This window comes from Rhizobium leguminosarum (genome assembly GCF_019798305.1).
GTDB lineage: Bacteria > Pseudomonadota > Alphaproteobacteria > Rhizobiales > Rhizobiaceae > Rhizobium > Rhizobium leguminosarum_U.
Genome location: NZ_JAAXDD010000019.1, coordinates 66,367 through 89,520, shown reverse-complemented (window position 1 = coordinate 89,520; position 23,154 = coordinate 66,367). Strand labels below are relative to the sequence as shown.

The following is a 23,154-nucleotide window of genomic DNA, read 5'->3' as shown; positions in this document are numbered from 1 at the left end:
CGTGCCGCTTCCGCTGGCGGTTTTGCCGAGGGACCGATTCTCATGAAAGGACGTGCCGATGAGTAATGCGTTTCCCGAGATCTACCTAGTCCGCCATGGTGAAACCGAATGGAGCCTGTCCGGGCGCCATACCGGACGCAGCGATATTCCCTTGACGACGAATGGCGAGGCCGCCGCCCGCAAACTCGCCGACCGGCTGGCGGGCCCTACCTTCTCCGCCGTCTGGTCGAGCCCATCCGAGCGAGCCCGCAAGACCTGCACGCTCGCCGGATTCGGATCGGGCGCGGTGATCAAGGACGATCTCGCCGAATGGGACTACGGCGCTTATGAAGGCATCACCACCAAGGCGATCCTGGCGGAGCGCCCCGGTTGGCAGCTCTTTCGCGACGGCTGTCCGGACGGCGAGTTCGCCGCCGATGTCGGCGCCCGCGCAGACGCCGTCACCCATGCGCTTCGCCAAACGGCCGGCACCGTCCTGATCTTCTCCAGCTCGCATTTCCTGCGCGTCCTCGCCGCCCGCTGGCTCGGTCTGCCGCCGGAAGGCGGCGCGCATTTCTCGCTCGATACGACGAGTATCAGCGTGCTCGGCTACGAGCACGACCTGACCGAACCGGTCATCCGCCGCTGGAACCAGATATAGGGAAGCTGCCGGAGCGGTTTTGCGGAGTTCGATAGCAGATGCCATCAGCCGTGTGGCCCCCTCATCCGGCCCTTCGGGCCACCTTCTCCCGAGGGGAGAAGAGGGGAGAAAGGCGCGCCGACACTGCCAAACGAACCCGCCTGCTCAACGGTACGCCATCCAATGGGGTCGCTGACGAAGCGGCATTCTCCCTCTTCTCCCCAGCGGGGGTCCGAAGGGCGGGTCGAGACCCGCGGCTCGACCCCGGTCGGTGCCCGTAGGGCGGATGGGGGGGCCACACGGCACGCCTTTCATGAGCGCCCTTTGTTTCACCGTGGTTAACATTGGGGTAACGACATCCGGATAAATGTCGCGAGCGCCGCCCTCCGCGGCTTTGTTTTTGCGTTTTCTGGAGTGCGGACGTGTCTCATCGATCAGTCGTATCGATCTCTCTGGCTATTGCCATTTCATCTCTAGGTTCGGCGGCCGCCGCGCAGGAAAGCGGCCAGCACTTCTGGTCCGGCGACTGGTATCTGAGCGTCGGCGTCGCCGGCTTCTCCGCCCCGAAATTCGAGGGCTCGTCGCACAACGAATTCAAGTTCAGCCCGCTGATCTCGGTTGGCCGCCAAAGCGCCGGCCAGCGTTTTTCCTCGCGCAACGATAATCCTTCTTTCGCCCTCGTCGACAAGGGTGCCTTCCGTGCCGGCATCGTCGGTAAATTCGTGCCGTCGCGCGATGACAGCGACGGCAGCGAGCTGAAGGGCTTGAAGAAGGTCAAATGGGGCGCGGAAGCCGGCGCTTTCCTAGAAGTTTACCCGACCGATTTCCTTCGCGCCCGCGCCGAAGTCCGCCAGGGCATCCGCTCGCATGACGGCATCGTTGCCGATCTCGCGGTCGATGCCTTCAGCGATATCGCGCCCGACCTGCAACTATCAGGCGGTCCGCGCGCAACCTTCGCCACCAGCGGCTACTACGACGCTTATTACGGCGTCAACGCCAAGCAGGCGGCGGCAAGCGGCCTTGATCCTTACAAGCCGTCATCGGGCATCCAGTCCTATGGCGCCGGCACGGCGCTCACCTGGAAGGCGACGGAAAACCTCTCTGCCAGCTCCTTCCTCGAATATAAGCGGCTGGCAGGTCCTGCCGCCGACAGCAGTCTCGTGCGCGAGCGCGGCTCGAAGAACCAGGTCCTGGTCGGGGTCTCGGCGACCTACAAGTTCAATTTCTCACTGCAGTGATTGACGCCGCCGCGGGCCTTTCCGGATATGCGGCGCTGTAACACTTTGAATTTGCTTATAGTTTCATCCCTGGATCGATTCTGGCTGAGGAATGATGCAGGTGGCATTGCAATGATCGCTTCTTGACCGGATCGGCGGTCCGCCGCTAGATGAGCGGCATGCACGATACCGGCGATTTCAACGATCGCGTCTCCGACGCACCTTCCGATAACTGGGTCTACCGGATCCTGCCGCCATGGCTTTGGCCCTATGCGCAGCTCGCGCGCTGGGATCGCCCGATCGGCTGGCAGTTGCTGATGTGGCCGTGCTTCTGGTCGGCGACGCTTGCCGCCAATGCGGCGATCGGTGAGGGGATCTATTCCGGCAGTGTGCTGGTGTCTCACCTGTTCCTCTATTTCATCGGCGCGGTCGCCATGCGCGGCGCCGGCTGCACTTATAACGATCTCGTCGACCACGAGATCGACATGGAAGTGGCGCGCACGCGGTCGCGTCCGCTGCCCTCCGGCCGCGTCACGCGCGCCCACGCGAAAATCTTCATCGGCTTGCAGGCGCTGGTCGGCCTCATCGTGTTGCTGCAGTTCAACTGGCTCAACGTCTTCCTCGGCGTGCTCTCGCTCGGGATCGTGGCGTTTTATCCCTTTGCCAAACGTTTCACCGACTGGCCGCAATTCTACCTCGGACTTGCCTTTTCCTGGGGCGCTCTGATGGGCTGGGCCGGCATTCTCGGCGGCCTCTCCTTCGCCGCCGTCCTGCTCTACGCCGCCTCCGTCGCCTGGACGATCGGTTACGATACGATCTATGCGCATCAGGACAAGGAGGATGATGAACTGATCGGCGTCCGCTCCACTGCGCGCCTGTTCGGCGACAGGACGCGGCAGTGGCTGATCGGCCTCTATGGACTGACGCTGGTGCTGATGTTTATCGCCTTCGCTCTCGCCGGCGCCAATCTCATCGCGTTCCTGGCCTTGGTCGGTGCGGCCGGCATGTTCGCCTGGCAGATCGTCCGGCTGGATATCAACGATGCCGACCAGTGCCTGGCGCTCTTCAAATCGAACAACCGCGTCGGCCTGATCATCTTCTTCGGCCTCTTCATATCGCTGCTGTTTGCCATTCCCTGATTGGGACGATGGATGAAAACGATAAACCCGGCGCGGGCGCCGGGTTCAAAATCGTATTGCCAAATCGGGACTTTCGCGGTTTCGCTTAGGTCCGGGCGATGATTTCCTTGCCTTCGATCGTCATGGCGACGCCCAGCCGGCCGGTGGTGCGGCGCACGAGGAAGCGCGGACGGCGATTGGCGAAGTAGGAATGACGGCGGCGCGGCTTGAGATCGCTGGTGCGTAAGGCACCAATATGGTCTTCGAGCGGCCGGGCGACGCCATCGGCCTCGACCATCAGCATCGGAATGCGGAAGGCTTCGGACCAACTGCGCCAGTCGGCAGCGATGTCGCTGAGATCATGGGCGACGAGCAGGGGAATGCAGAGCTCCGGATCGGTGTGGTGAAGCTCGAGCGTGACGGTGACATCGCCGTCGCCATGGTCGATGGCGCGGGCGGCGACACCCTTGAAAACGCGCTTCGGCAGCGCGATCGAGAGCGGCAGGCCGCTGGAGGGGAGGACCTTGCGCAGGACCGCACCGCGTTCGTCTATCGTGATATTGACGTCATCCGAACAATCGTGGATGGCGTAGCTGACCTGCTGGGGAAAGCGGGACGGATCGAGGCGCAACGTCGTGCCAGCCCAGGCGGGCTTCATAACGGGATTGTTCATTTCATTCTACCCTTGTCTTACCTGAGAGCCGATTTCCGGTCTTCTCCTTGGGACTTTTCGTCCTCTATGGCCGACAATAGGCAGCCGCCGTTCCGTACAGCTTAAAAATTGCGGTTAAGAAAACTTTGCCTCCTCTGATGGTTATCAAAACCGAATCCGGCAGGGTTTCCGGAAGGTGAACGCTGTGGTGTTCTGAAATGATGCATCCAGAGGTAAGCCTCAGGTAAGCTTTCCATGGCAAAATGTGCTCACCAGCAGTTCGTCTTTCTTTTAGAAATTTGGGTGAAAAGGGCGCTTTTCATGATCTCGGCTTCCCTCGCTTACACGATCCTGTCGCGGGATATGACGTCCAGCCTCAACAAGGTTGCGTCGCAGGCGACGGTCAAGAAGGATGCTCAGTACTACGCCGACCATATCAACAAGGTCGAAAACGTCGACGATTTCCTCGGCGACTACAAACTCTACAGCTATGCAATGAAGGCCTATGGTCTCGAGGACATGACCTATGCCAAGGCCTTCATGAAGAAGGTGCTCGAAAGCGACCTCACAGACCCCGACAGCTACGCCAACAAGCTTTCCGATACGCGTTATCGCGAGTTTGCCGCCGCCTTCAATTTCAACGCGCCGGCCAAGGATGTGCAGACGGACGCGCAGGAGGACGACCTGATCGGCCTCTACAAACAGTCCTTCGTCGATGCCGACAAGGCCGCCAGCGCCGAGAGCACCTACTATAGCAACAATATCGATAGCGTGCAGACCGTCGACGACCTGGTCAACAACACCCGGCTGCGCACCTATGTGCTGAAGACCTTCAAGATCGATCCGACCTATGCGTCGAAGGATTTTCTGCGGCAGGTGCTGACGAGCGATCTCAGCGACCCCACGAGCGTCGTCAACACGCAAGGCGGCGACAAGTACAAGGCTCTTGCCGCCCAGTTCAGCTTCAATGCCGACGGCACCGTCACCGGCACGGCGCAGACCGCCGCGCAGAAGGCCTCGGTCATCGAATCCTACACCCTGAATTCCCAGTCCGTCATCATCGACAATTCGGTGGGTTCGGACGTCTATTACGTCGGCCAGACGGCGGCCGATTACAACGAGGCCTATTACACGGCGAAGATCGGCACGATCACCAATGTCGACGATCTGGTCGCCGACAAGCGCCTGACCTCTTATATCACGACGGCCTACAGCATGGGCGCCGACTTCACCGCCGCAGCGCTGCGCACGGTGCTGACCGATCCCGGTTATGCCCAGCTGATGGGCTTTACCAATGTTTACAACGCTTTCAACTTCAAGGCTGACGGATCGGCCTCCAGCACGGCGCGCGTCCAGACGGTCGATCAGGCAAACAGTCTGAAGGCGGCCGCATCGAACACGAACAACTATTATACCGTCACCTCGCAGTCGAGCGGCATCACCAATGTCGACGACCTGCTCGCCGACAGTGTGTTGGCGCGCTACATCAAGGATGCCTACGGTCTCGGCACGAGTTTCAGCAATGCCGAGCTGAAGAATATCCTGACCGATTCGGCCTATGCCGCGGCCCAGGGCTATTCCGATCTCAATGGCGACTTCAACTTCCAGGCAGACGGCTCGATCAACGGTTCCGTGATCCAGACCGCGGCGCAGCGGAAATCGACGACCGACAAGTCGGCGGCGAATGCAGCACATTTCAACGGCATGATCGGCAACGTCACCAATGTCGACGACATCATGTCCGATGCGGCTGCGGTCAGCTATATCAGAAACAGCATGCAGATCGCAGACAGCGTCTCCGATGCGACATTGAGGACTTTCCTCGTCGACCGCACGGCTGCCAGCGCCCAGGGCTACAGCGACGTTCACGACCTCTTCAATTTCAAATCGGACGGTTCGATCGCCACCCTTTACGCCTCGCAGACGGCGACGCAAAGTGCCAGCACCACCAGCAAGGCCGACAACGCGGCAGTCTACTACCAGTCGACCATCGCCGGCATCTCAAACGTCGATCAGTTGCTGGCGGACCAGACGCTGAACAATTTCGTGCGCAACGCCTACGGCATCCCGTCGACGGTCAGCGACGTCGCTCTTCGCGCTATCCTGACCGATCAAAGCGGCACCGGAACCTATGCCGACGTCGCCGCGGCCTTCAATTTCAAAGCGGACGGCACGCTTGAGGACGGCATGGCGGCGCAGACGGCGACCCAGATCAGCAGCACGAAATTTGCCGCCGCGGCGCGCACGGATGATTATTCCGCCAGGATGTCGACGATCGGCAATGTCGATGATCTGCTTGCCGACAACGCCATTACCAATTTCCTGAAGAGCACCTACAATCTGCCGTTCAGTATTTCGGACGCCGATCTAAAGGTCATCCTGACCGATGCGACGGCGGCCGCCGCAGCCGGCCATGCCGATCTCAATGCCGACTTCAATTTTGCCGCCGACGGATCGCTTCCTGTCCTCAGCTCGGCCCAGACGGCCGATCAGGCACAGACCACAAACGACAATTATGCGGCGCGCTACGACGACGAACGCGACGAGGCGATCGACGAGGTCGCGTCCAATTACCAGAAGCTTATGGCCGACAGCAGCAGTCTGCTGAATTTCTCCGACGTCAACAGTGTCAATGATTTCCTGCGCAGCAATTCGTCGGCCGATTTCAGCAAGAGCAACGACAAGCTGCCGGATCTCTTCCATGTGGCGCTGCAGGCCTTCGGTCTGACCGACCAGGAGGTCTCGCGCTCGATGATGCGCAAGATCCTGACGAGCGATGCCTATGATCCGAATGGCTATGTCGCCTCGCTCAAGGATGAACGTATCACCAATCTTGCCCGGGCCTTCAATTTCGGCCCCGACGGCAAGGCGGCATCACCCTTCCAGGCGCTGCCCGACGCGACCTTGGCCAAATACGCCACCGACTATAGATCGCATATCACCATGCTGATGAAGGACGGTCCGGTGAAGGACAAGGCGGCGAAGGACGCGACGGCTGAAGTCAACTATTTCGCCAAGAGCATGGCGAAGGTAAAGTCGCTCGACGATTTCCTCGACGACAGTCGCCTGACCGACCTGGTGCTGAAGGCGAACAACCTTGATCCGAAGGATTACGACAAGGCGACGCTCAAGAAGATCTTCACATCCGATCCAGACGACAAGAAGAGCTATCTCAACGCCACCGCCGATGCACGTTTCAAGGATATCGTCGCCGCCTTCAACTTCGACAAGGACGGCAATCTGACCCGCGCCAAGATCGGCACCATCCAGAACAAGGCGGCCGAGGAGCACACCCAGGAGCTCTACGTCAAGCAGACGATGGAAACCCAGGAAGGCGAAACCAACGACGGCGTGCGCCTGGCGCTCTATTTCAGCCGCAAGGCCCCGAGCATCACCTCGATCTATTCGATCCTCGGCGACAAGGCGCTCTATCAGGTCATCACAACAGCCTACAGCCTGCCGTCGCAGATCTCGGGCATGGACGTCGCCAAGCAGCGCGATCTCATCAACCGCTTCGTCAAGCTCGAGGATCTCCAGGATCCGAAGAAGGTCGACAAGCTGCTGCGCCGGTTTACCGCGATGTACGACGTCCAGAACGCCACCCAGCAGTCGCCGGCGCTGATGATCCTGACCGGCGGCGGCACGCAGTAAAGCTGATCCCCCCGATCGTCGGCCTCACGGATCGAGGCTGACAACCTTTCCCGGGTTCATGATATCGGCGGGGTCGAAGGCGCGCTTGATGCGGCGCATCAGCTCGATTTCGATCACAGGCCGGATCGCCGCCAGTTCGTCGCGCTTCAGCTGGCCGATGCCGTGCTCGGCCGAGATCGAGCCGCAATGGGCAAGCACCCGTCCATGCACGATATGGTTCATCTCGTGCCAGCGGGCGATGAAGGCGTCCCTGTCGGCGCCGAGCGGCTGGGAAATATTGTAATGAATATTGCCGTCGCCCATATGTCCGAAGGCGCAAATGCGGGCGCCCGGCATCGCCGCCATCACCGCTTCTTCGGCCTCGGCCATGAAATGCGGGATCTTCGATACGGGCACGGAAACATCGTGCTTGATCGAGCCGCCTTCCGGCTTTTGCGCATCCGACATGCTCTCGCGCATGTGCCAGAGCGCCTTCTGCTGCGCTACCGATGAGGCGATTGCCGCATCCAGCACCAGCCCGGCCTCGAATCCCTGTTCCAGCACGCCGTTCATCATCCGCTCCGCCGTCTCGGCCGAGTCCGACGTCGAAATGTCGATCAGCACATACCAGGGATAGGCGGTCTCCAGCGGATCGCGCACGCCGTCGATATGGCGGGTGGTGATCTCGACGCCGAAACGCGGCATCAGCTCGAAACCGGTGAGCGAGGCGCCGCAGAGGCTGGAGGCTAGGTTGAAGAGGGCAAGCGCATCCGCCACCGAATTCAGGCCGGCGAAGGCCACCTGATGGCCGAGCGGCTGGGGAAAGAGCCTCAGCACCGCGCCGGTGATGATGCCGAGCGTGCCCTCGGCGCCGATGAAGAGATCGCGCAGATCGTAGCCGGTATTGTCCTTCTTCAGGCGGCGCAGGCCGTCCCAGATCTCGCCGGTCGGCAACACCACTTCGAGGCCGAGGCAGAGCTGGCGCACATTGCCATAGGCAAGCACGGCCGTGCCGCCGGCATTGGTGGAAAGGTTGCCGCCGATGCGGCAGGAGCCCTCCGAGCCGAGCGACAGCGGAAACAGCCGTCCATGCGCCTCGGCCGCCTTCTGCACCTCGGCAAGGATGGCGCCGCCATCGGCCACCAGCACGTTCGCCACCGGATCGACATCACGAATCCTGTTCATGCGCTCGAGCGACAGGATGATATCGGACTTGCCCTGGCGCGGCGTCTGGCCACCGACGAGGCCGGTATTGCCGGTTTGCGGCACGATCGCCGTTCCGGTCTCCGTCGCAAGCTTCATGATATCAGAGACTTCTTCGACCGAACCGGGTTTCAAGAGGAGAGGGGATGAGCCGTGATAGAGCCCGCGGTTTTCGATCAGATGCGGTGCAAGATCGGCCTCGCTACGCAACGCGTATTTTTCACCGACGATGGCCGCGAAGCGATCGAGGAGTTCGGTGGAAATGCTGGAATTGCTCATCGGCCTCGGTTCTCCATCGTGATGCACTGTCCTTCAGTCGCGGGGCGCGGCTGCCCGCTGCAGCCGGTCGTTGATCGCTTCGCCCAGCCCATCCTCGGGAATCGGCGAAAAGGCGATGCTCTGGGCGCCGCTGGCATCGGCCCGCTTCATATAGTCGAAAAGATTGGCCGCTGCCTCCGCCAGGTCGCCGCGCGGGCTGAGATCAAGGACGATCCGGGCACCGTTCGCGCCGGAAACCGCAGCGCTTCCAAAGGCAATCAGTGCCTCGCCGGGTTCCACCGCCGTCGCATTGAGGCGCACGGAAGCGCCCGGCGCGTAATGTGAGGCGAGCATGCCCGGCGCCTCGATCGCCGCCGATGCCGTTTTCGGCCGCAGCAGCGGCTGGCCCGCGACATGCTCGATCTCGCGCGCTGCCAGTCCACCCGGGCGAAGCAGCCGCAGCCGGCCGCCCTCCGCTTTGACGATTGTCGATTCGACGCCGACAGCACTTGGGCCAGCATCGAGGATCAACGGGATCCGCGCCCCGAGATCGGCGTCGACATGGGCGGCACTCGTGGCGCTGATCCCGCCCGAGGTATTGGCACTGGGGGCTGCGAGCGGCCGTCCGAAGGCGCCGATCAACGCGCCCGCAAAGCCCTTCGGCACGCGGATGCCGACACTGTCGAGCCCGGCGGTCGCCAGCGAATGGATCGGGCTTTCTGGCTTCAGCGGCAGCACGAGGGTCAGCGGACCGGGCCAGAAGGCTCTGGCCAGCGCCCGTGAGACCGGGTCGAACTCGGCGTGCTCTTCGGCCATGGCGAGATCGGCCATGTGGCAGATCAGCGGGTTGAAGCGCGGCCGTCCCTTTGTCTCGTAGATGCGGGCGATGGCTGCGGGATTGGTGGCGTCGGCCGCAAGGCCGTAGACGGTCTCCGTCGGGATGGCGATGGCAAAGCCGTCGGCAAGAGCGGCTGAGGCCGCCTCAAGCGCTGCCTGCCTGTCTGCCGTGATGTCGATTATGCGTGCCATATCCTGCCCGTGTTGGTCCTGGCAGTCATTAGGCTTTCCGCCGCTCGCGATCAATCGCTTTAGAGCTGCCGGATGATTTCGCGCAGCTGTTCGTTGCGGGCGCCGAGCAAGAGGATGTTGCGGATCGCAGCCTGCGGATCATGGGTGCGGAAGAGCAGGCCGTTGCCGCGCACCGACCGGTCGATGGTCATCTTTTCCGCCGAGTCTTCGCCCGGCTTGATGGCGACGGCGAAATACATGCGGGAATAACCGACATCGATGCGCTCGAAGAAATTATCATTCTCGCCGATGTCGGAATAGAAATTGGCGATGTAGAAGGCCCAGCTTACCTCTTCGTAATGGGCGAATTTCGTCCGCGCGGCGGTGACGTGGCAATAGCCGAGATGCGGGCTGTCCTCCAGCGTCCGGTGGAAGATCATCTTCGGAAACTGGATCGAGTGGTGAAAGCCGTTGATGTGCTGATGCGTCTTTTCGCCGGCGACCTGCAGCTTGCGGCCGGTCCTTGCGGCGACGTCATCATGGGTGAAATAGCGCTTTTCCTCGGCCAGCCAGTGCCGCCGCTCGCGGGGGATGCGGCCGGTGCGCAAAAATTCGGAATGCGCGGCAATCAGCTGCGGCTCCTGCAGTTTACCTGCTTCCTTCGCGTCGAAATAACGGAGTTTGGCCATGGTTCGCGTTCTTCGGTCGGTCTGAATCAACAGTAGGATAGGATGGTATGGTTAAGGCGATGTTAAAAATCGCCATGGCGGCCGGCCGGCTGAAGGCAAATGCCGGTAGTTGTCGCAAACACGACTGACATCGATATCAGGCAGCCGACCTCTTTGCGCAACGGGTCTTTACGCCATGTCGCAATTGAGGATAATTGCCGGGAGAGTCGGGCGAGGTGATCGACGGGGATGGGCTGCTTCAAGCCTTGCCGCATCCTGTCGTCAATTTCGAAGCCGATGTCGCATTACAACCAAGCGGCAGCCATGCTCGGTGATTAAATGACGCCATGAACAATTCTCCCGAAGGAGAAGGAAGCGGGCGCGCTTCCGCCGGCCTTCTTGCCAGAAGGCGGTAGCCGGGTGCACGAGGACATGAAGATGGATATTCGCAGCAACGTTTTGCGTCAGCTCAAGAGCCGCCGTGAGGGCTTCAGCCTCGAACAGCCGTTCTATATCGACGAGGATTATTTCCAGCTCGACATGGAGATGATCTATTATCGCGACTGGCTGTTCATCGGCCATGATTGCGAGCTGCCGAAGCCAGGCGCCTATTTCACCGTTCAGATCGGCAGCTATCCCGTCGTCATCGTCCGCGGCCGCGACAATGTCATCCGCGCCTTCCACAACAGCTGTCGCCATCGCGGCTCGCGCGTCTGCACCAAGGAGCACGGCTCCTCGGTGCGTCTCGTCTGCCCCTACCATCAGTGGACCTATGATCTCGAAGGCAAGCTCGCCTTCGCCCGCCACATGGGCGATGATTTCGACAAATCGGGTTTCAACCTGAAGCCTGTCCACTGCGAAACCGTCGCAGGCTTTGTCTTCATCTGCCTTGCCAACACCGCCCCGGATTTCCAGACGGTGCGCGACAAGATCGAACCCTATGTCGCACCGCACCGGATCAGCGAGAGCAAGGTCGCCTTCCAAAGCACGATCATCGAGAAGGGCAACTGGAAGCTTGTCTGGGAAAACAACCGCGAGTGCTATCATTGCGCCGCCAATCACCCCGAACTCTGCCGCACCTATCCCGAAGCGCCGAGCGTGACCGGCACGGATGGCGGCGCCGACGATCCCGAGATCGCCGGCCATTGGGCGCGCTGCGAGGCCGCCGGCCTGCCGAGCAAGTTCCAGATTTCGCCGGACGGTCAGTTCCGCACCGCCCGCATGCCGCTGATCGAGGATGCCGAAAGCTACACAATGTCGGGCAAGAGCGCCGTCAAGCGTCCGCTCTCCGACGATATCTCGATCGGCCATATCGGCACCATGCTGCTCTTCCATTACCCGACGACGTGGAACCACCTGCTCGGCGACCACGCCATCTCTTTCCGGGTGCTGCCGCTCAGCGCCAATGAGACCGCGGTGACGACCAAGTGGCTCGTCCACAAGGACGCCGTCGAAGGCGTGGATTACAATCTCGAGGAACTGACCCACGTCTGGACCGAGACCAATGATCAGGACCGCCGCATCGTCGAGGAGAACGCCTTCGGCATTCACTCGCCCGCCTATGAGCCCGGCCCCTATTCCGCCTTGCATGAGGGCGGCGTCATGCAGTTCCTCGAATGGTATTCGAACTTCATGGTGAACCGTCTGCAGGGCGACCAGGCGAAAATTTCCGCCGTGGCCTGATCCATCGCCCGGAACTGTTAGCGGTTCCGGGATAACGACATGCATGAACAAAGGACTGAGGTGCGTTCCGGGCGATATCGTCGAGGGAAGGCCTCCCGGTTAATGCCCGGTTCAGATCGATTTCTTTAAACATACGAAAGCAGCCGGCCCCGGCCGCTTTCGGAACCATTCCGGCACGAAAGCGTTGCTGAGCAGGCGGTTATCGCTGTTGAATGGGAGAGAAGAATGTCCGGTTTGAGTAACAAGATCGCGACTGCAGTTCTGACTGCGGCCGTCGTTCTGACAGGTTTTGCGCCGTCGCAGGCAATCCAGATGCCCACCGCCCCGCAGGTGGAAAAATCTTCCGCTGTCGAGAACGTCCAATACCGCCGCTATTATCGCCCCGGTTACCGTCCGGGCGCGTATTACCGGCCTGGCTATCGTCCCGGCGCCTACTACCGGCCCGGCTATTACGGCGGCTATCGCGGATATTCCTATTACCGCCCGGGCTATCGCCGTTATAACGGCTACTGGTATCCGCTCGCCGCCTTCGGCGCCGGCGCGGTCATCGGCGGCGCCATTGTCGCGCAGCCGCGTTACGTCGCGCCTGCGCCCAGCATGGGTTCGAGCCACGTTGCCTGGTGCGCCAACCGCTACCGGTCCTATCGCGCCTACGACAACACCTTCCAGCCCTATAACGGCCCGCGCCAGCAGTGCTATTCGCCGTATTGATGAGGCATCGGAAGCGCGACGCGCTTCCGATCGCTAAGTGTCAACGCAGCGTTATGCCATAGGCGCGGCGCCGTTCCATTCGTTGCTTCGGCGGCTAGTTCGGCCGGACGTAACCCCACCCTCCGTCATCCTCGGGTCGGGCCCGAGGATGACGGAGGGTGGGGTGAGCTTCTGGAGCAAGTACCGCGGCGTGAGGGGAATGCGCCTCCCGACAGTCACGCCCGCACGTCTACCCTCAAAGAATATCCACCCGCCTCAGCAGCCACCAGGCAAAGGCGATGGAGGCGACGATGAGGGCGACGGCGTATTCGGTGCCGTAGTCGCCGACGGCGAAGGGCAGGTTTGCCGTGTTCATGCCGAAGAAGCCGGTCACCAGCGTCGGCGGCAGCAGGAAGGCCGTCATGATGGACAGCAGATAGAGGTGGCGGTTGGTTTCGGAGGATTGCTTCGAATCGATTTCTTCGTGCAGCAGGCGTGCCCGGTCCTGCAGTGCATAGATGTCGTGGTCGACCGTTTCCAGCCGGCTCGTCAGCCGCCGCGCCACATCGTCGAAGCCGAAGGGCATCTCGTCGTCGTCGGCCGCGGCCGCCCGGCGCATCAGCGCCAGCACGGTGCGCAGATGCCGATGCAGCCTGACCACGGTGCGCCGCACCGGCGCCAGACGCCGGCGCTCGTCGCGCTGCGCACTGTCGTAGACGATATCCTCGATCTGGTTCAGTTCTTCGGTCAGCTCGATGACGATCGCGATCAACGTACGCTGGAATTCGGTCACCAGCAGTTCGAACAGATCGACCGGCCGTGAGAATTTGCCCGGATTCTTCTCGATCAGCGCCCGCGCCCGTTCGACGCTGCGTAGCGGCTGCAGCCTTGTGGTGATGATGAAGCGGTCGGACATGGCGAAATGCAGCCAGCCGAGATTGTTGGTATCCTGGGCGAAATCGCGCTGGCAATCGACGAGCGTCCCATAGAGCATCTGCTCGTCGACGGTGATGGCCGCATGCGTATCGCGCGTCGTCAGCGCCGATTTCGCGTCCTCTGTCAGCCCGTCCAGCGTATCGAGCAAGGCCGGCACGCGGGCGTCGACAAGATTGAGATGCAGCCAGTAGAAACAGTTGTCGGCGGTCAGTTCCGCCACCGTCGCACTATTGTTCAGTCGCACCGCGGTCTTTTCTTCGGGCGAGAAGCGATAGGCCCAGACGAAACCGGGTATGTTGACGGGCAATGTATCCATTGTTCGCCGGTCCTTTGCGAAGGCGATGTCTTCCCTTAGAGATTGTTCATGACGTCCATTTGTCCAAAGGTGCAAGAGCAAAGCGCCATGTCAGGCGATTTATCGCATGGCGGCCGAGGAAATCGAAATTGACGTTTACGTAAAAATCAATTAGCCGTTGCCTCGGAGGGGCTTTGCCGCGCGCGAGGCCGGTCTGCGGAGGAAAAACCATGTACAAGGCGCCGGTCGAGGAAATCGCGTTCACGTTGAAGCACGTAGCGGGCATGGGCGAGGCGATTTCCAAAGGGCTGCTCGGCGATCTCGGCGAAGATCTCGTCGATGCGATCCTTGCCGAGGCGGGACGTTTTGCCACAGAGGAAGTGGCGCCGCTTGCCGACATCGGCGACCGCCAGGGCGCCCGCCTGATCGATGGCGAGGTCAGGCTGCCGGATGGCTGGCGCGATCTCTATCGCCATTGGATTGCCGGCGGCTGGAACGGCCTGACGGCACCGGAAGCTTTCGGCGGCCAGGCCTTGCCGCATATGCTGAATGTCGCAGCACTCGAAATGTGGAATTCCGCTTCCATGGCCTTCGCGCTCGCCCCGACGCTGACGATGGGCGCCATCGAGGCGGTCAGTGCCCATGGCAGTGCCGCGCTGAAAGACAAATATCTGGAAAAGATGGTCTCCGGTGAATGGACCGGCACCATGAACCTGACCGAGCCGCATGCCGGCTCCGATCTCGGTGTACTCAAGGCCCGCGCCGAGCGGCGCGATGACGGCAGCTACCGCCTCTTCGGCCAGAAGATCTTCATCACCTGGGGCGAACATGACGCGGCCGACAACATCATCCATCTGGTGCTGGCCCGTCTGCCGGACGCGCCGGCCGGCACTCGCGGCATCTCGCTCTTTCTGGTGCCGAAGTTCCTGGTGAACGACGACGGTTCGCTTGGGCCCCGCAACGATCTGTTCTGCCACTCGCTGGAGCACAAGCTCGGCATCCATGGCTCGCCGACCTGCACGATGATCTACGGCGATGGAAAATTTGGCGGAGAAAAGGGCGCTGTGGGCTGGCTGGTCGGCGAGGAGAACAAGGGACTGGCCTGCATGTTCACGATGATGAACAATGCCCGCCTTGCCGTCGGCATGCAGGGTGTGGCGATCGCGGAGGCCGCCACCCAGAAGGCGCTCGCCTACGCCAGGGAACGCACCCAGGGCAGGGCGCCGGGCGCAAGTGGCGCCGGCATGAGCCCGATCGTCGACCATCCCGATGTCGCCCGCATGCTCCTCACCATGAAGGCTCTGACCCAAGGCGCGCGCGCCATCTCCTATACCTGCGCCCACGCGATCGACATGTCGCACCGGGCAGGTGACAACAGCCGCCACTGGCAGGAGCGCGCCGCTTTGCTGACGCCGATTGCCAAATCCTTTTCGACCGATGCAGGCGTCGATGTCGCCTCGCTCGGCATTCAGGTGCATGGCGGCGTGGGTTTTATCGAGGAGACGGGTGCGGCGCGTTATCTCCGCGATGCCCGCATCGCGCCGATCTACGAGGGCACCAACGGCATCCAGGCGATCGACCTCGTCACCCGCAAGCTGCCGCTCTCCGGCGGCGATCAGGTGAAGGGCTTCATCGCCGAGCTTAGAGAGATCGCCGACGACGTCCGTCGCTCCAATTTCGATGGTTTCGGCGAAACGGCTGTGAGGCTCGACGCTGCGATTGCCGATCTCGAACAGGCGGCCGCCTGGCTCATGAAGATGCTTGCCGAGAACAGGGTCACCGAGGCGCTCTCGGGAGCGACGCCCTATCAGCGCCTGTTCGGGCTGGTGCTCACCGGCTGTTATCTCGCCAAGGGTGGTCTCGCTGAGGGAGCCGATGGGGCAGGCGAAAACCGCATCGCGCTCTGCCGCTTCGCCGCCGAAAACCTGCTTGCCGAAACCGCAGCCCTGCGCGACCGCGTCGTCAATGGCGCGGCAAGCCTTGCCGCTGCCCGCATCCTGCTTGCCTGAGGAGACCTTATGACCGACCACATCATCGTCGAGCAGCCTTCCGCCTATCCCGGCGTCCAGCTGATCCGCTTCAACCGGCCGGAAAAGAAGAACGCCATCACCCGCCCCATGTACCGCATAATGGCCGATGCGCTGAATGCGGCAAACGCCGATCCCGGCATCCGCACCACCGCCTTGCTCGGCACCGAAGGCTGCTTCTCGGCTGGCAACGACCTGAACGATTTTCTCGCTGCCGCAGTGGGCGGCCGCGGCCTGGAGCAGGAGATCCTTGATTTCCTCTATGCACTGGTGAAGGCCGAAAAACCCGTCGTCTCCGGCGTCGACGGTCTGGCGGTCGGCATCGGCACGACGATCCATCTTCATTGCGACCTGACCATCGCCTCCAGCCGCAGCCAGTTCCGCACACCCTTCGTCGATCTGGCGCTGGTGCCGGAGGCAGGTTCCAGCCTCGTCGCGCCGCGCCTGATGGGGCATCAACGCGCCTTCGCCATGCTTGCCGCCGGCGAAGCCTTTTCGGCCGAGGAGGCGAGGGAAGCCGGTCTCGTCTGGAAGGTCGTTGAGCCCGGCGAGGTCGATGCCGTGACGCTTGGCCTCGCCGCAAAGCTCGCGGCCAAGCCGCCGGAGGCGCTGCGCATCGCCCGCGACCTCATTCGTGGCGACCGTGGCGAGATCATCGCCCGCATCGACGAGGAGGCCCGCTATTTCTCCGCGCGGCTGAAAAGCGCCGAGGCCCGGGCGGCCTTCGAAGCCTTCATGCGCCGCTGAGCATCGCTTAGCGGCGATCTCGGTCGTTTCCGAAGTATCTATGGCAAGCAGGCCGACACCAACACCGGTCGGGGAGCAAACGGATACCGATTAGACTGCCGGCACATTGAATACCTCGCCGGCCCTGAGCGGCCGAAACCGTTCCGGGGGGATCTCATGCTCGCGCATTGCGTCTTGCAATGCTCTTGCCGGTGCGTCGACCGCTTCATTTGTCAGTTGGAACGTGGCGAAGTGGTGCCCGGCGACATAGGCCGCATTTGCCAACTTCATCCCGATCACCGCCTCCTGCGGATTCTGGTGCTGCCCTTTCATGAACCAGCGTGGCTCATAGGCGCCGAAGGGTAAAATGGCCAAACGAAAGCCGCCATGCTTCTGCTGTGCCGCTTTGTAATTGATGCCGTGGTGAAAGCCCGTATCTCCGACGTGATAAATTTTTCCGGCTGGAGTTGATAAAACGAACGAAGCCCAGAGCGCCATCCGGCGATCGGCGGTTCCGCGCGCGGACCAGTGGTGTGCAGGCTCCGCATCAATGCTTATTCCGGCGTGCGAAATGCGCTCGCCCCAGTCCATCGATGTCGTCTGGATATCGGGCACGGCATGGCGAATGATCGTGTCATTGCCAAGTGGCGTCACGACACGCGGCCGATGCTTCGCACCCAACCGCCTGAGCGTTGCGATATCGAGATGATCATAATGATTGTGCGATACCAGTACGAGATCGATTGGCGGCAAATCATCGAACGCGATGCCGGGCGGGACGACGCGCTTGGGTCCGGCAAAAGCGAAGGGACTGACGCGCTCTGACCATACCGGGTCAGTGAGGATATTGAGCCCAGCGACCTGAACGAGCATAGTTGCATGGCCGACCATGGTCACCCTTAGATCCTCGCCGTCGACGTATGGATCCGGCTTGGCCGCCGCGTATGGACTTGGGACCGACCTCGGCCAAGGCTCACGGCCACCGCCGAATTGCCACCGCAACACTTCGCGGAAACCAAGGGGTTCAATACCTTTGGGATTGAAGAAATGCGTGCCGTCGAAATGATCGGACACGGGGCCGTGATAGTAGGGGTTGCGTCTTTTGGTCTTTCCGACAGGCACGCCTATTTCTCCAGCGTCGCCACCACCTCGACATGCGAGGTCCAGAGGAACTGGTCGATCGGCGTCACGCCGGTAATGCGGTAGCCGCCCTCGACGAGGATCGCGAGATCGCGCGCCAGCGTCAGCGGATTGCAGCTGACGGCCACGATCTTCTTCACGCCTGAGCGGGCGAGCTCCTGGCACTGGAACTCGGCACCGGCCCGCGGCGGATCGAAGACGACGGCGTCATAGAGCTTGAACTCCTGCGTCATCAAAGGACGGCGGAAGAGATCGCGCTTTTCGATGGTGACCGGCTTCAGCCCCTGTGTGTTGCGGGCCGCATGATCGAGGGCTGCGAGCGCCTTTGCCTCGGCTTCGACGGCGTGCACGCGGCCGATCCGCGCCAGCCGCAATGAAAACGTGCCGGCGCCGGCAAAGAGATCGGCGATCCGCTTCGACTTGCCGACATGAGCAAGCACCAGTTCCGCCATCGCCTCTTCCGCCGGCTTGGTTGCCTGGGTGAAGCCGCCCGGCGGCGGTGAAACCTGGACGCCGCCGAATTCGACCATCGGCTTCGACGGCTCGACGAGGATTTCGCCGTTCAGCGAAACACGGGCGATGCCGCGCAGGCTGAGCGCGGTCTCGATCGCCTTGCGCCGCTGCGGGTCGGAAAGTTTCTTCACCTCGTCGACGGATATATCCAGGCCGGAAAGCGTTTCGAGCACGGCGACGCGGAAGGGTTCGGCGCTGGTCGCCAGCGAAGCAGCAATCGCCCTGATCGCCGGCAGCCGGGCGATGATCCCTGCCGACGAGATCGGACATTCCTCGATGGCGACGATATGGTGGCTTTCGGCCTGGTTGAATCCAACAAGCATGTCCTTCTCGGTCTTGCGCGCCGCAAAGACGACACGCCGGCGCTCGCCCGGCCGGGCCGGAACGATCTCGCCGACCTCTGACGTCAGCCCCTTCGATTTCAGCGCATCGATCACCAGCTGGCGCTTGAAGGCGCCGTATGGCGCATCTGCCATATGCTGCAGCGTGCAGCCGCCGCAGGTGCCGTTGACACCATCCGGGCCGAAATGCCGGCAGGGCGGCTCCTGCCGGTCGGGCGAGGGTGTCGTGATCGACATGATCGTGCCCTGGCTCTTGACGCGGGCGATCGCCACCGTTTCGCCGGGCAGGGAAAAGGGCACATAGACAGGCCCGCCGGCGCTGCTGGCAATGCCGTCGCCTTGGGCGCCGAGCTTCTCGATCTTGACGGTTTCGGTGCTCACGGTTTCAATCCTGCCAGAAGAAATTCCTGATTGCCGTCGCCGCCGGAAATCGGGGAAGGGATGAGGCCGAGGCTTTTCCAGCCCATGTCCTCGACGAACCAGCGCTCCAGTTCTGCAGCAACGGCGGGAGCAGACGAGGGGTCCTTCAGCATTCCGCCCTTGCCGATCGCCTCGCGCCCGGCCTCGAACTGCGGCTTGACCAGCAGCACGGCGACAGCGCCCGGTTCGGCGATCTCGAGAGCCGGCGCAAGCGCCAGCCTCAGCGTGATGAAGGAGACGTCGGAAACGATGAAGGTGATGGAATGGCCGATATCCTCTGCGGTCAGGTTGCGGGCGTTGAGGCCTTCCCTGTTGGTCACGCGCGGATCGCCTGATATGCGCGGGTGCATCTGCCCATGGCCGACATCGATCGCGGTGACATGCGCAGCCCCACGCTGCAGCAGAACCTCGGTGAAGCCGCCGGTGGAGGCCCCGACATCGAGACAGTGATGGCCGGCGGGATCGAGCCGGAAATGGTCAAGCGCTGCGGTAAGCTTCAGTGCGGCGCGCGAGACATAGTCCTGCGCCGGATCGTCGATCTCGATTGCCGCGTCTGCGCCAAACAGCGCGCCGGCCTTCGTGACCACTTGGCCGCCGATCCTGACGGTGCCGCGCTGCACGGCATCGCGGGCACGTGAGCGGCTGGCAAAGAGGCCGAGGGAGACGAGAAGCTGGTCGAGGCGTTGGGTGTTTTGATCTGACATCGGCTGTGCATGACCGGCAAAGCCGCCGGTTGCAAGCATTTTGTTCCCAAGACCGTCATTGACCCTCAAAAGCTTTCGGCGATAATCCTGCCGCGGCGATCGCGGAGCGGACCGCAGACACGGGGGTGTTCCATGCTGAAGCTCTTCACTCTGATTGTCGCGGTAGCGATCGCATCGCCCGCGCTCGCGAACGACACGATGGCCGAGGTCAAGACCGGCGGGCTGATCTTTGCCCAATCCGACGATGTCAGCATGGCTGAAGAGGATCTCTTCATCTCCGCTTCGGAAGTGCGTGTCGACTATATCTTCGAGAATAGCTCCGACAAGGATGTCGAGAGCCTGGTCGCCTTTCCGATGCCCGACATCACTGGCCAGGTCGACAACAACTCCGCCATCTCCGATTATGACAGCGATAATTTCCTGCATTTCTCCACCGTGCAGGACGGCAGGCCGATCACCGCCAAACTGCAGCAACGCGTCGTCTCGCTCGGCATCGACGTCACCGACGAGTTCGCCAAGCTGGGCATTCCCTTCCTGCCCTATAGCCAGAAAACGACCGAGGCGCTTGCCAAGCTTTCCGAAACCGTCCGCAAGGACTGGATCGCCCGCGGCCTCGTCTATCCCATGGCCGAGGGCGATGCCGACGGCACCGCGAAGATGGATCTCGTGCCGCTCTGGACGCTGCGCTCGACCTATTGGTGGCGCACCACCTTTCCGGCAAAGAAAAAGGTCAGCGTCGAGCATCGCTACAAGCCGGCCGTCGGCGGCACCGTCGCCATCAGCTTTCTCGAAGGTGGCGAGCCGAAGGGCGAGCGTTTCGCGGAATATTCGCGCAAATACTGCCTCGACGGAGATTTCGTCAAGGTTGCCCAGCAGCGTGCTCGGGAAGCCGAGGCGGGAGGCGCCAACTATACCGAAAGCTGGATCTCCTATGTGCTGTCGACCGGCGCCAACTGGGCGGGACCGATCAAGCGATTCCAGCTGACGATCGACAAGGGCAAGCCCGGCAGCCTCATCAGCTTCTGCGGCAGCAACGTTCGGAAGATCGGTCCGACGACCTTCCGGATGACATCAGAGGATTTCGATCCCACAAAGGATTTCGACATCCTGATCCTCAATCCTCCGGAAACGGCACAATAATCCGCGGGCTCGGCCGCTGTTGCGATGCACAAATTTAAACAAATTTAAAGCCTGCCCGGATAAGTTCGGCGTGATTGCAGCGGTTCGTCTGAACTGCTTGGCGCCATGAAGGCGCAAGCGTTTCCACGCCGATCATGTTCTCAGTTTCAAACATCTCGGCGGTTGCGTCTCGCGCGACCTGCCTCTCGCCGCGTCGACTGTCGTCAGGAGAAATCACCGATGTCCGCCAAAAACATATCCTTGAACGGTAAGCTTGCGGCCACGTTCGCAGCCCTCATTCTCATTTTCGTCGCCGTTTCCGCTTTCGTTTATTCCAAGGCGACGGCGTCCGCGGCCGCTTCCGCCGAGCAGGAAAAGTCCGAGTTGCTCGTCAACCAGATCGACGATGCGCTGCAGGCGATGCTCGAGCAGGCCGTCAACCTGCGTGGCTTCATCCTCTTCCGCAGCGACAGCACCTATGGTGATGTCTTCGCCAATCGCGAGCGCATGCTGAAGGCGATTGCTGCCGCCAAGCAGACGGCGGCGGGCGAGCCGCAGCTGGTGGAGATGATCGACGGCATGCAGAAGGCAGCCGATCTCTATTTCCATGAACTCGCCGAGCCGCAGACCAAGGCGCGCAAGGAAACCGACATGCCGATCGAAGAGGTCGTCAAGATCGGCGTCAACGCCACCAAGGGCCAGCTCGACGGTTTTCGCCAGGCCTCGGCCAAGATCAAGGCGACCGCGCGTGAAAAGTCGAACGCGCTTGCCGAGATCCGGGCTGATGCCAACAGCGATCTGAAGATGACGCTGCTTGCTGGCGGCATCCTCGCCTCGCTGGCCGCTGCCATGCTCGCCTGGCTGATGTCGCGCATCATCGTCCGCCCGGTCGTCGGCATGACGAGCGCCATGGATCGCCTCGCCGGCGGTCAGAACGACATCGAGGTTCCGGCAACCGACCGCGGCGACGAAATCGGCCGCATGGCCCAGGCGGTCCTGGTCTTCAAGCAGGCGGCGATCGAGAAGCTGCGCCTTGCCGGCGAGACCGACCGCATGCGCGACGACGCCGAGCGCCAGCGCCGGGCAGGTGATGAGCAGAAGGCGCGCGAGGAAGGCGAGATCCGCTATGCCATCGACGCTTTGGCGGGCGGCCTTGCCGAGCTTGCCAACGGCGATATGGCCGGTCGTCTCCAGACGCCGTTCGCCTCGCAATATGACAGCCTGCGCAACGACTTCAACCATGCCGTCGAAAAGCTGCAGGCGGCGCTGCAATCGGTCGGCCGCAACGCCTCGGCGATCAATGCCGGCGCCGGCGAAATCCGCTCGGCCGCCGACGACCTTGCCCACCGCACCGAGCAGCAGGCTGCCGCCGTCGAACAGACCGCCGCGGCACTCGAACAAGTGACGACGACCGTCCGCGACAGCGCCAAACGCGCCGAGGATGTCGGCAATCTCGTCGAGCGCGCCCGCCTCGGCGCCGAGAAATCAGGCGAAGTCGTCCGCAAGGCCGTTTCCGCCATGCAGCAGATCGAGAAGTCGTCGGGCGAAATCTCCAACATCATCGGCGTCATCGACGACATCGCCTTCCAGACCAACCTGCTCGCTCTGAACGCAGGCGTTGAAGCCGCCCGCGCCGGCGATGCCGGCAAGGGCTTTGCGGTCGTCGCCCAGGAAGTGCGCGAGCTCGCCCAGCGCTCGGCAAAGGCGGCCAAGGAGATCAAGGCTTTGATCACCACCTCGGGCGAACAAGTCGTTGCCGGCGTCGGCCTCGTCGGCGAAACCGGCAAGGCGCTGGAGGTCATCGTCTCCGAGGTGCAGGAAATCAACCACCACGTCAGCGCCATCGTCACCGCCACGCGCGAACAGTCGATCGGCCTGCAGGAGATCAACACCGCCGTCAACAACATGGATCAAGGCACACAGCAGAACGCCGCCATGGTCGAGGAGCAGACCGCGGCCAGCCATGCGCTTGCCCAGGAGGCAAACGCTCTCGAAGAATTGCTGCGCCAGTTCAAGCTCGGCCAGCTGGCCCCGGCACCGCGCGCAAGCGTTGCCGGCACCAACGCCCGCCCGGTCGCCTCCCCGGCCCACGCGCTGACCCGCACCGTCGCCAAGGCCTTCGGCGGAAGACAGGCAGGTGCTACGGCTACCGTTCAGGAGGAATGGACGGAGTTCTGAGAGAGGCTT

18 protein-coding genes are annotated in these 23,154 nt (G+C 62.1%); 10 read left to right on the top strand and 8 right to left on the bottom strand.

What is annotated here, in order from left to right:
- Nucleotides 1-58: 58 nt before the first annotated feature.
- From HFO99_RS28840 to ubiA, 3 genes are all read left to right on the top strand, one after another.
- On the top strand, nt 59-640 hold the full coding sequence (locus HFO99_RS28840) for a histidine phosphatase family protein (protein ID WP_222365086.1): 582 nt from the start codon (nt 59-61) through the stop codon (nt 638-640).
- Nucleotides 641-1,041: 401 nt separating this feature from the next.
- Nucleotides 1,042-1,857, top strand: a complete 816-nt coding sequence (locus HFO99_RS28835) for a MipA/OmpV family protein (RefSeq protein ID WP_222365085.1) — start codon at nt 1,042-1,044, stop codon at nt 1,855-1,857.
- Between the two features lie 158 nt (nt 1,858-2,015).
- Nucleotides 2,016-2,975, top strand: coding sequence for a 4-hydroxybenzoate octaprenyltransferase (ubiA, locus tag HFO99_RS28830; RefSeq protein ID WP_222365121.1), 960 nt, complete (start codon nt 2,016-2,018; stop codon nt 2,973-2,975).
- Between the two features lie 85 nt (nt 2,976-3,060).
- On the opposite strand, the gene HFO99_RS28825 is transcribed toward ubiA, so the two are convergent.
- Nucleotides 3,061-3,627, bottom strand: coding sequence for a DUF6101 family protein (locus HFO99_RS28825; protein ID WP_222253320.1), 567 nt, complete (start codon nt 3,625-3,627; stop codon nt 3,061-3,063).
- A gap of 300 nt (nt 3,628-3,927) precedes the next feature.
- Here HFO99_RS28825 and HFO99_RS28820 point away from each other — a divergent pair, with 300 nt between their 5' ends.
- The gene (locus tag HFO99_RS28820; RefSeq protein WP_222365084.1) at nt 3,928-7,257 is read left to right on the top strand and encodes a DUF1217 domain-containing protein; all 3,330 of its coding nucleotides are present in this window, start codon (nt 3,928-3,930) and stop codon (nt 7,255-7,257) included.
- Between the two features lie 24 nt (nt 7,258-7,281).
- On the opposite strand, the gene HFO99_RS28815 is transcribed toward HFO99_RS28820, so the two are convergent.
- Genes HFO99_RS28815 through HFO99_RS28805 form a run of 3 tightly spaced genes read right to left on the bottom strand, consistent with a single transcriptional unit; the run spans nt 7,282 to nt 10,394 of the window.
- Entirely contained in the window at nt 7,282-8,718 is a 1,437-nt protein-coding gene (locus HFO99_RS28815) for an FAD-binding oxidoreductase (protein WP_222333298.1), read from the bottom strand.
- A gap of 33 nt (nt 8,719-8,751) precedes the next feature.
- Nucleotides 8,752-9,726: an L-threonylcarbamoyladenylate synthase gene (locus HFO99_RS28810; protein ID WP_222365082.1), complete on the bottom strand. Its 975-nt coding sequence runs from the start codon at nt 9,724-9,726 to the stop codon at nt 8,752-8,754.
- A gap of 59 nt (nt 9,727-9,785) precedes the next feature.
- Entirely contained in the window at nt 9,786-10,394 is a 609-nt protein-coding gene (locus tag HFO99_RS28805) for a DUF6656 family protein (RefSeq protein ID WP_222365080.1), read from the bottom strand.
- Nucleotides 10,395-10,811: 417 nt separating this feature from the next.
- Between HFO99_RS28805 and HFO99_RS28800 the strand changes: the two genes are divergently transcribed.
- Both HFO99_RS28800 and HFO99_RS28795 read left to right on the top strand, forming a co-directional pair.
- The gene (locus tag HFO99_RS28800; protein ID WP_222253325.1) at nt 10,812-12,056 is read left to right on the top strand and encodes an aromatic ring-hydroxylating oxygenase subunit alpha; all 1,245 of its coding nucleotides are present in this window, start codon (nt 10,812-10,814) and stop codon (nt 12,054-12,056) included.
- Nucleotides 12,057-12,281: 225 nt separating this feature from the next.
- Nucleotides 12,282-12,767, top strand: coding sequence for a BA14K family protein (locus HFO99_RS28795; RefSeq protein ID WP_222365078.1), 486 nt, complete (start codon nt 12,282-12,284; stop codon nt 12,765-12,767).
- Nucleotides 12,768-13,002: 235 nt separating this feature from the next.
- On the opposite strand, the gene HFO99_RS28790 is transcribed toward HFO99_RS28795, so the two are convergent.
- On the bottom strand, nt 13,003-13,998 hold the full coding sequence (locus HFO99_RS28790) for a transporter (protein WP_222365076.1): 996 nt from the start codon (nt 13,996-13,998) through the stop codon (nt 13,003-13,005).
- A gap of 209 nt (nt 13,999-14,207) precedes the next feature.
- Here HFO99_RS28790 and HFO99_RS28785 point away from each other — a divergent pair, with 209 nt between their 5' ends.
- Nucleotides 14,208-15,986, top strand: coding sequence for an acyl-CoA dehydrogenase (locus HFO99_RS28785; RefSeq protein WP_222365074.1), 1,779 nt, complete (start codon nt 14,208-14,210; stop codon nt 15,984-15,986).
- A gap of 9 nt (nt 15,987-15,995) precedes the next feature.
- Nucleotides 15,996-16,751, top strand: coding sequence for a crotonase/enoyl-CoA hydratase family protein (locus HFO99_RS28780; protein WP_222365073.1), 756 nt, complete (start codon nt 15,996-15,998; stop codon nt 16,749-16,751).
- A 90-nt stretch (nt 16,752-16,841) separates the two neighbouring features.
- On the opposite strand, the gene HFO99_RS28775 is transcribed toward HFO99_RS28780, so the two are convergent.
- The 3 genes from HFO99_RS28775 to HFO99_RS28765 are packed head-to-tail and all read right to left on the bottom strand — an operon-like array spanning nt 16,842 to nt 19,887.
- Nucleotides 16,842-17,852 carry an MBL fold metallo-hydrolase gene (locus HFO99_RS28775; RefSeq protein ID WP_222365072.1) on the bottom strand — a complete coding sequence of 337 codons (1,011 nt, stop codon included), beginning with the start codon at nt 17,850-17,852 and terminating at the stop codon, nt 16,842-16,844.
- Between the two features lie 2 nt (nt 17,853-17,854).
- Nucleotides 17,855-19,105, bottom strand: a complete 1,251-nt coding sequence (locus HFO99_RS28770; protein WP_222365071.1) for a class I SAM-dependent RNA methyltransferase — start codon at nt 19,103-19,105, stop codon at nt 17,855-17,857.
- Nucleotides 19,102-19,887 (bottom strand): TlyA family RNA methyltransferase, encoded by a 786-nt coding sequence (locus tag HFO99_RS28765; protein WP_409994949.1) that lies wholly within the window; start codon nt 19,885-19,887, stop codon nt 19,102-19,104. The genes HFO99_RS28770 and HFO99_RS28765 overlap by 4 nt, the downstream gene beginning before the upstream one ends.
- Before the next feature lie 93 nt (nt 19,888-19,980).
- On the opposite strand from HFO99_RS28765, the gene HFO99_RS28760 reads away from it, so the two are divergent.
- Nucleotides 19,981-20,988, top strand: a complete 1,008-nt coding sequence (locus HFO99_RS28760; RefSeq protein WP_222365068.1) for a DUF4424 domain-containing protein — start codon at nt 19,981-19,983, stop codon at nt 20,986-20,988.
- Between the two features lie 219 nt (nt 20,989-21,207).
- The gene (locus HFO99_RS28755; protein ID WP_222365066.1) at nt 21,208-23,145 is read left to right on the top strand and encodes a methyl-accepting chemotaxis protein; all 1,938 of its coding nucleotides are present in this window, start codon (nt 21,208-21,210) and stop codon (nt 23,143-23,145) included.
- Nucleotides 23,146-23,154 lie beyond the last annotated feature (9 nt).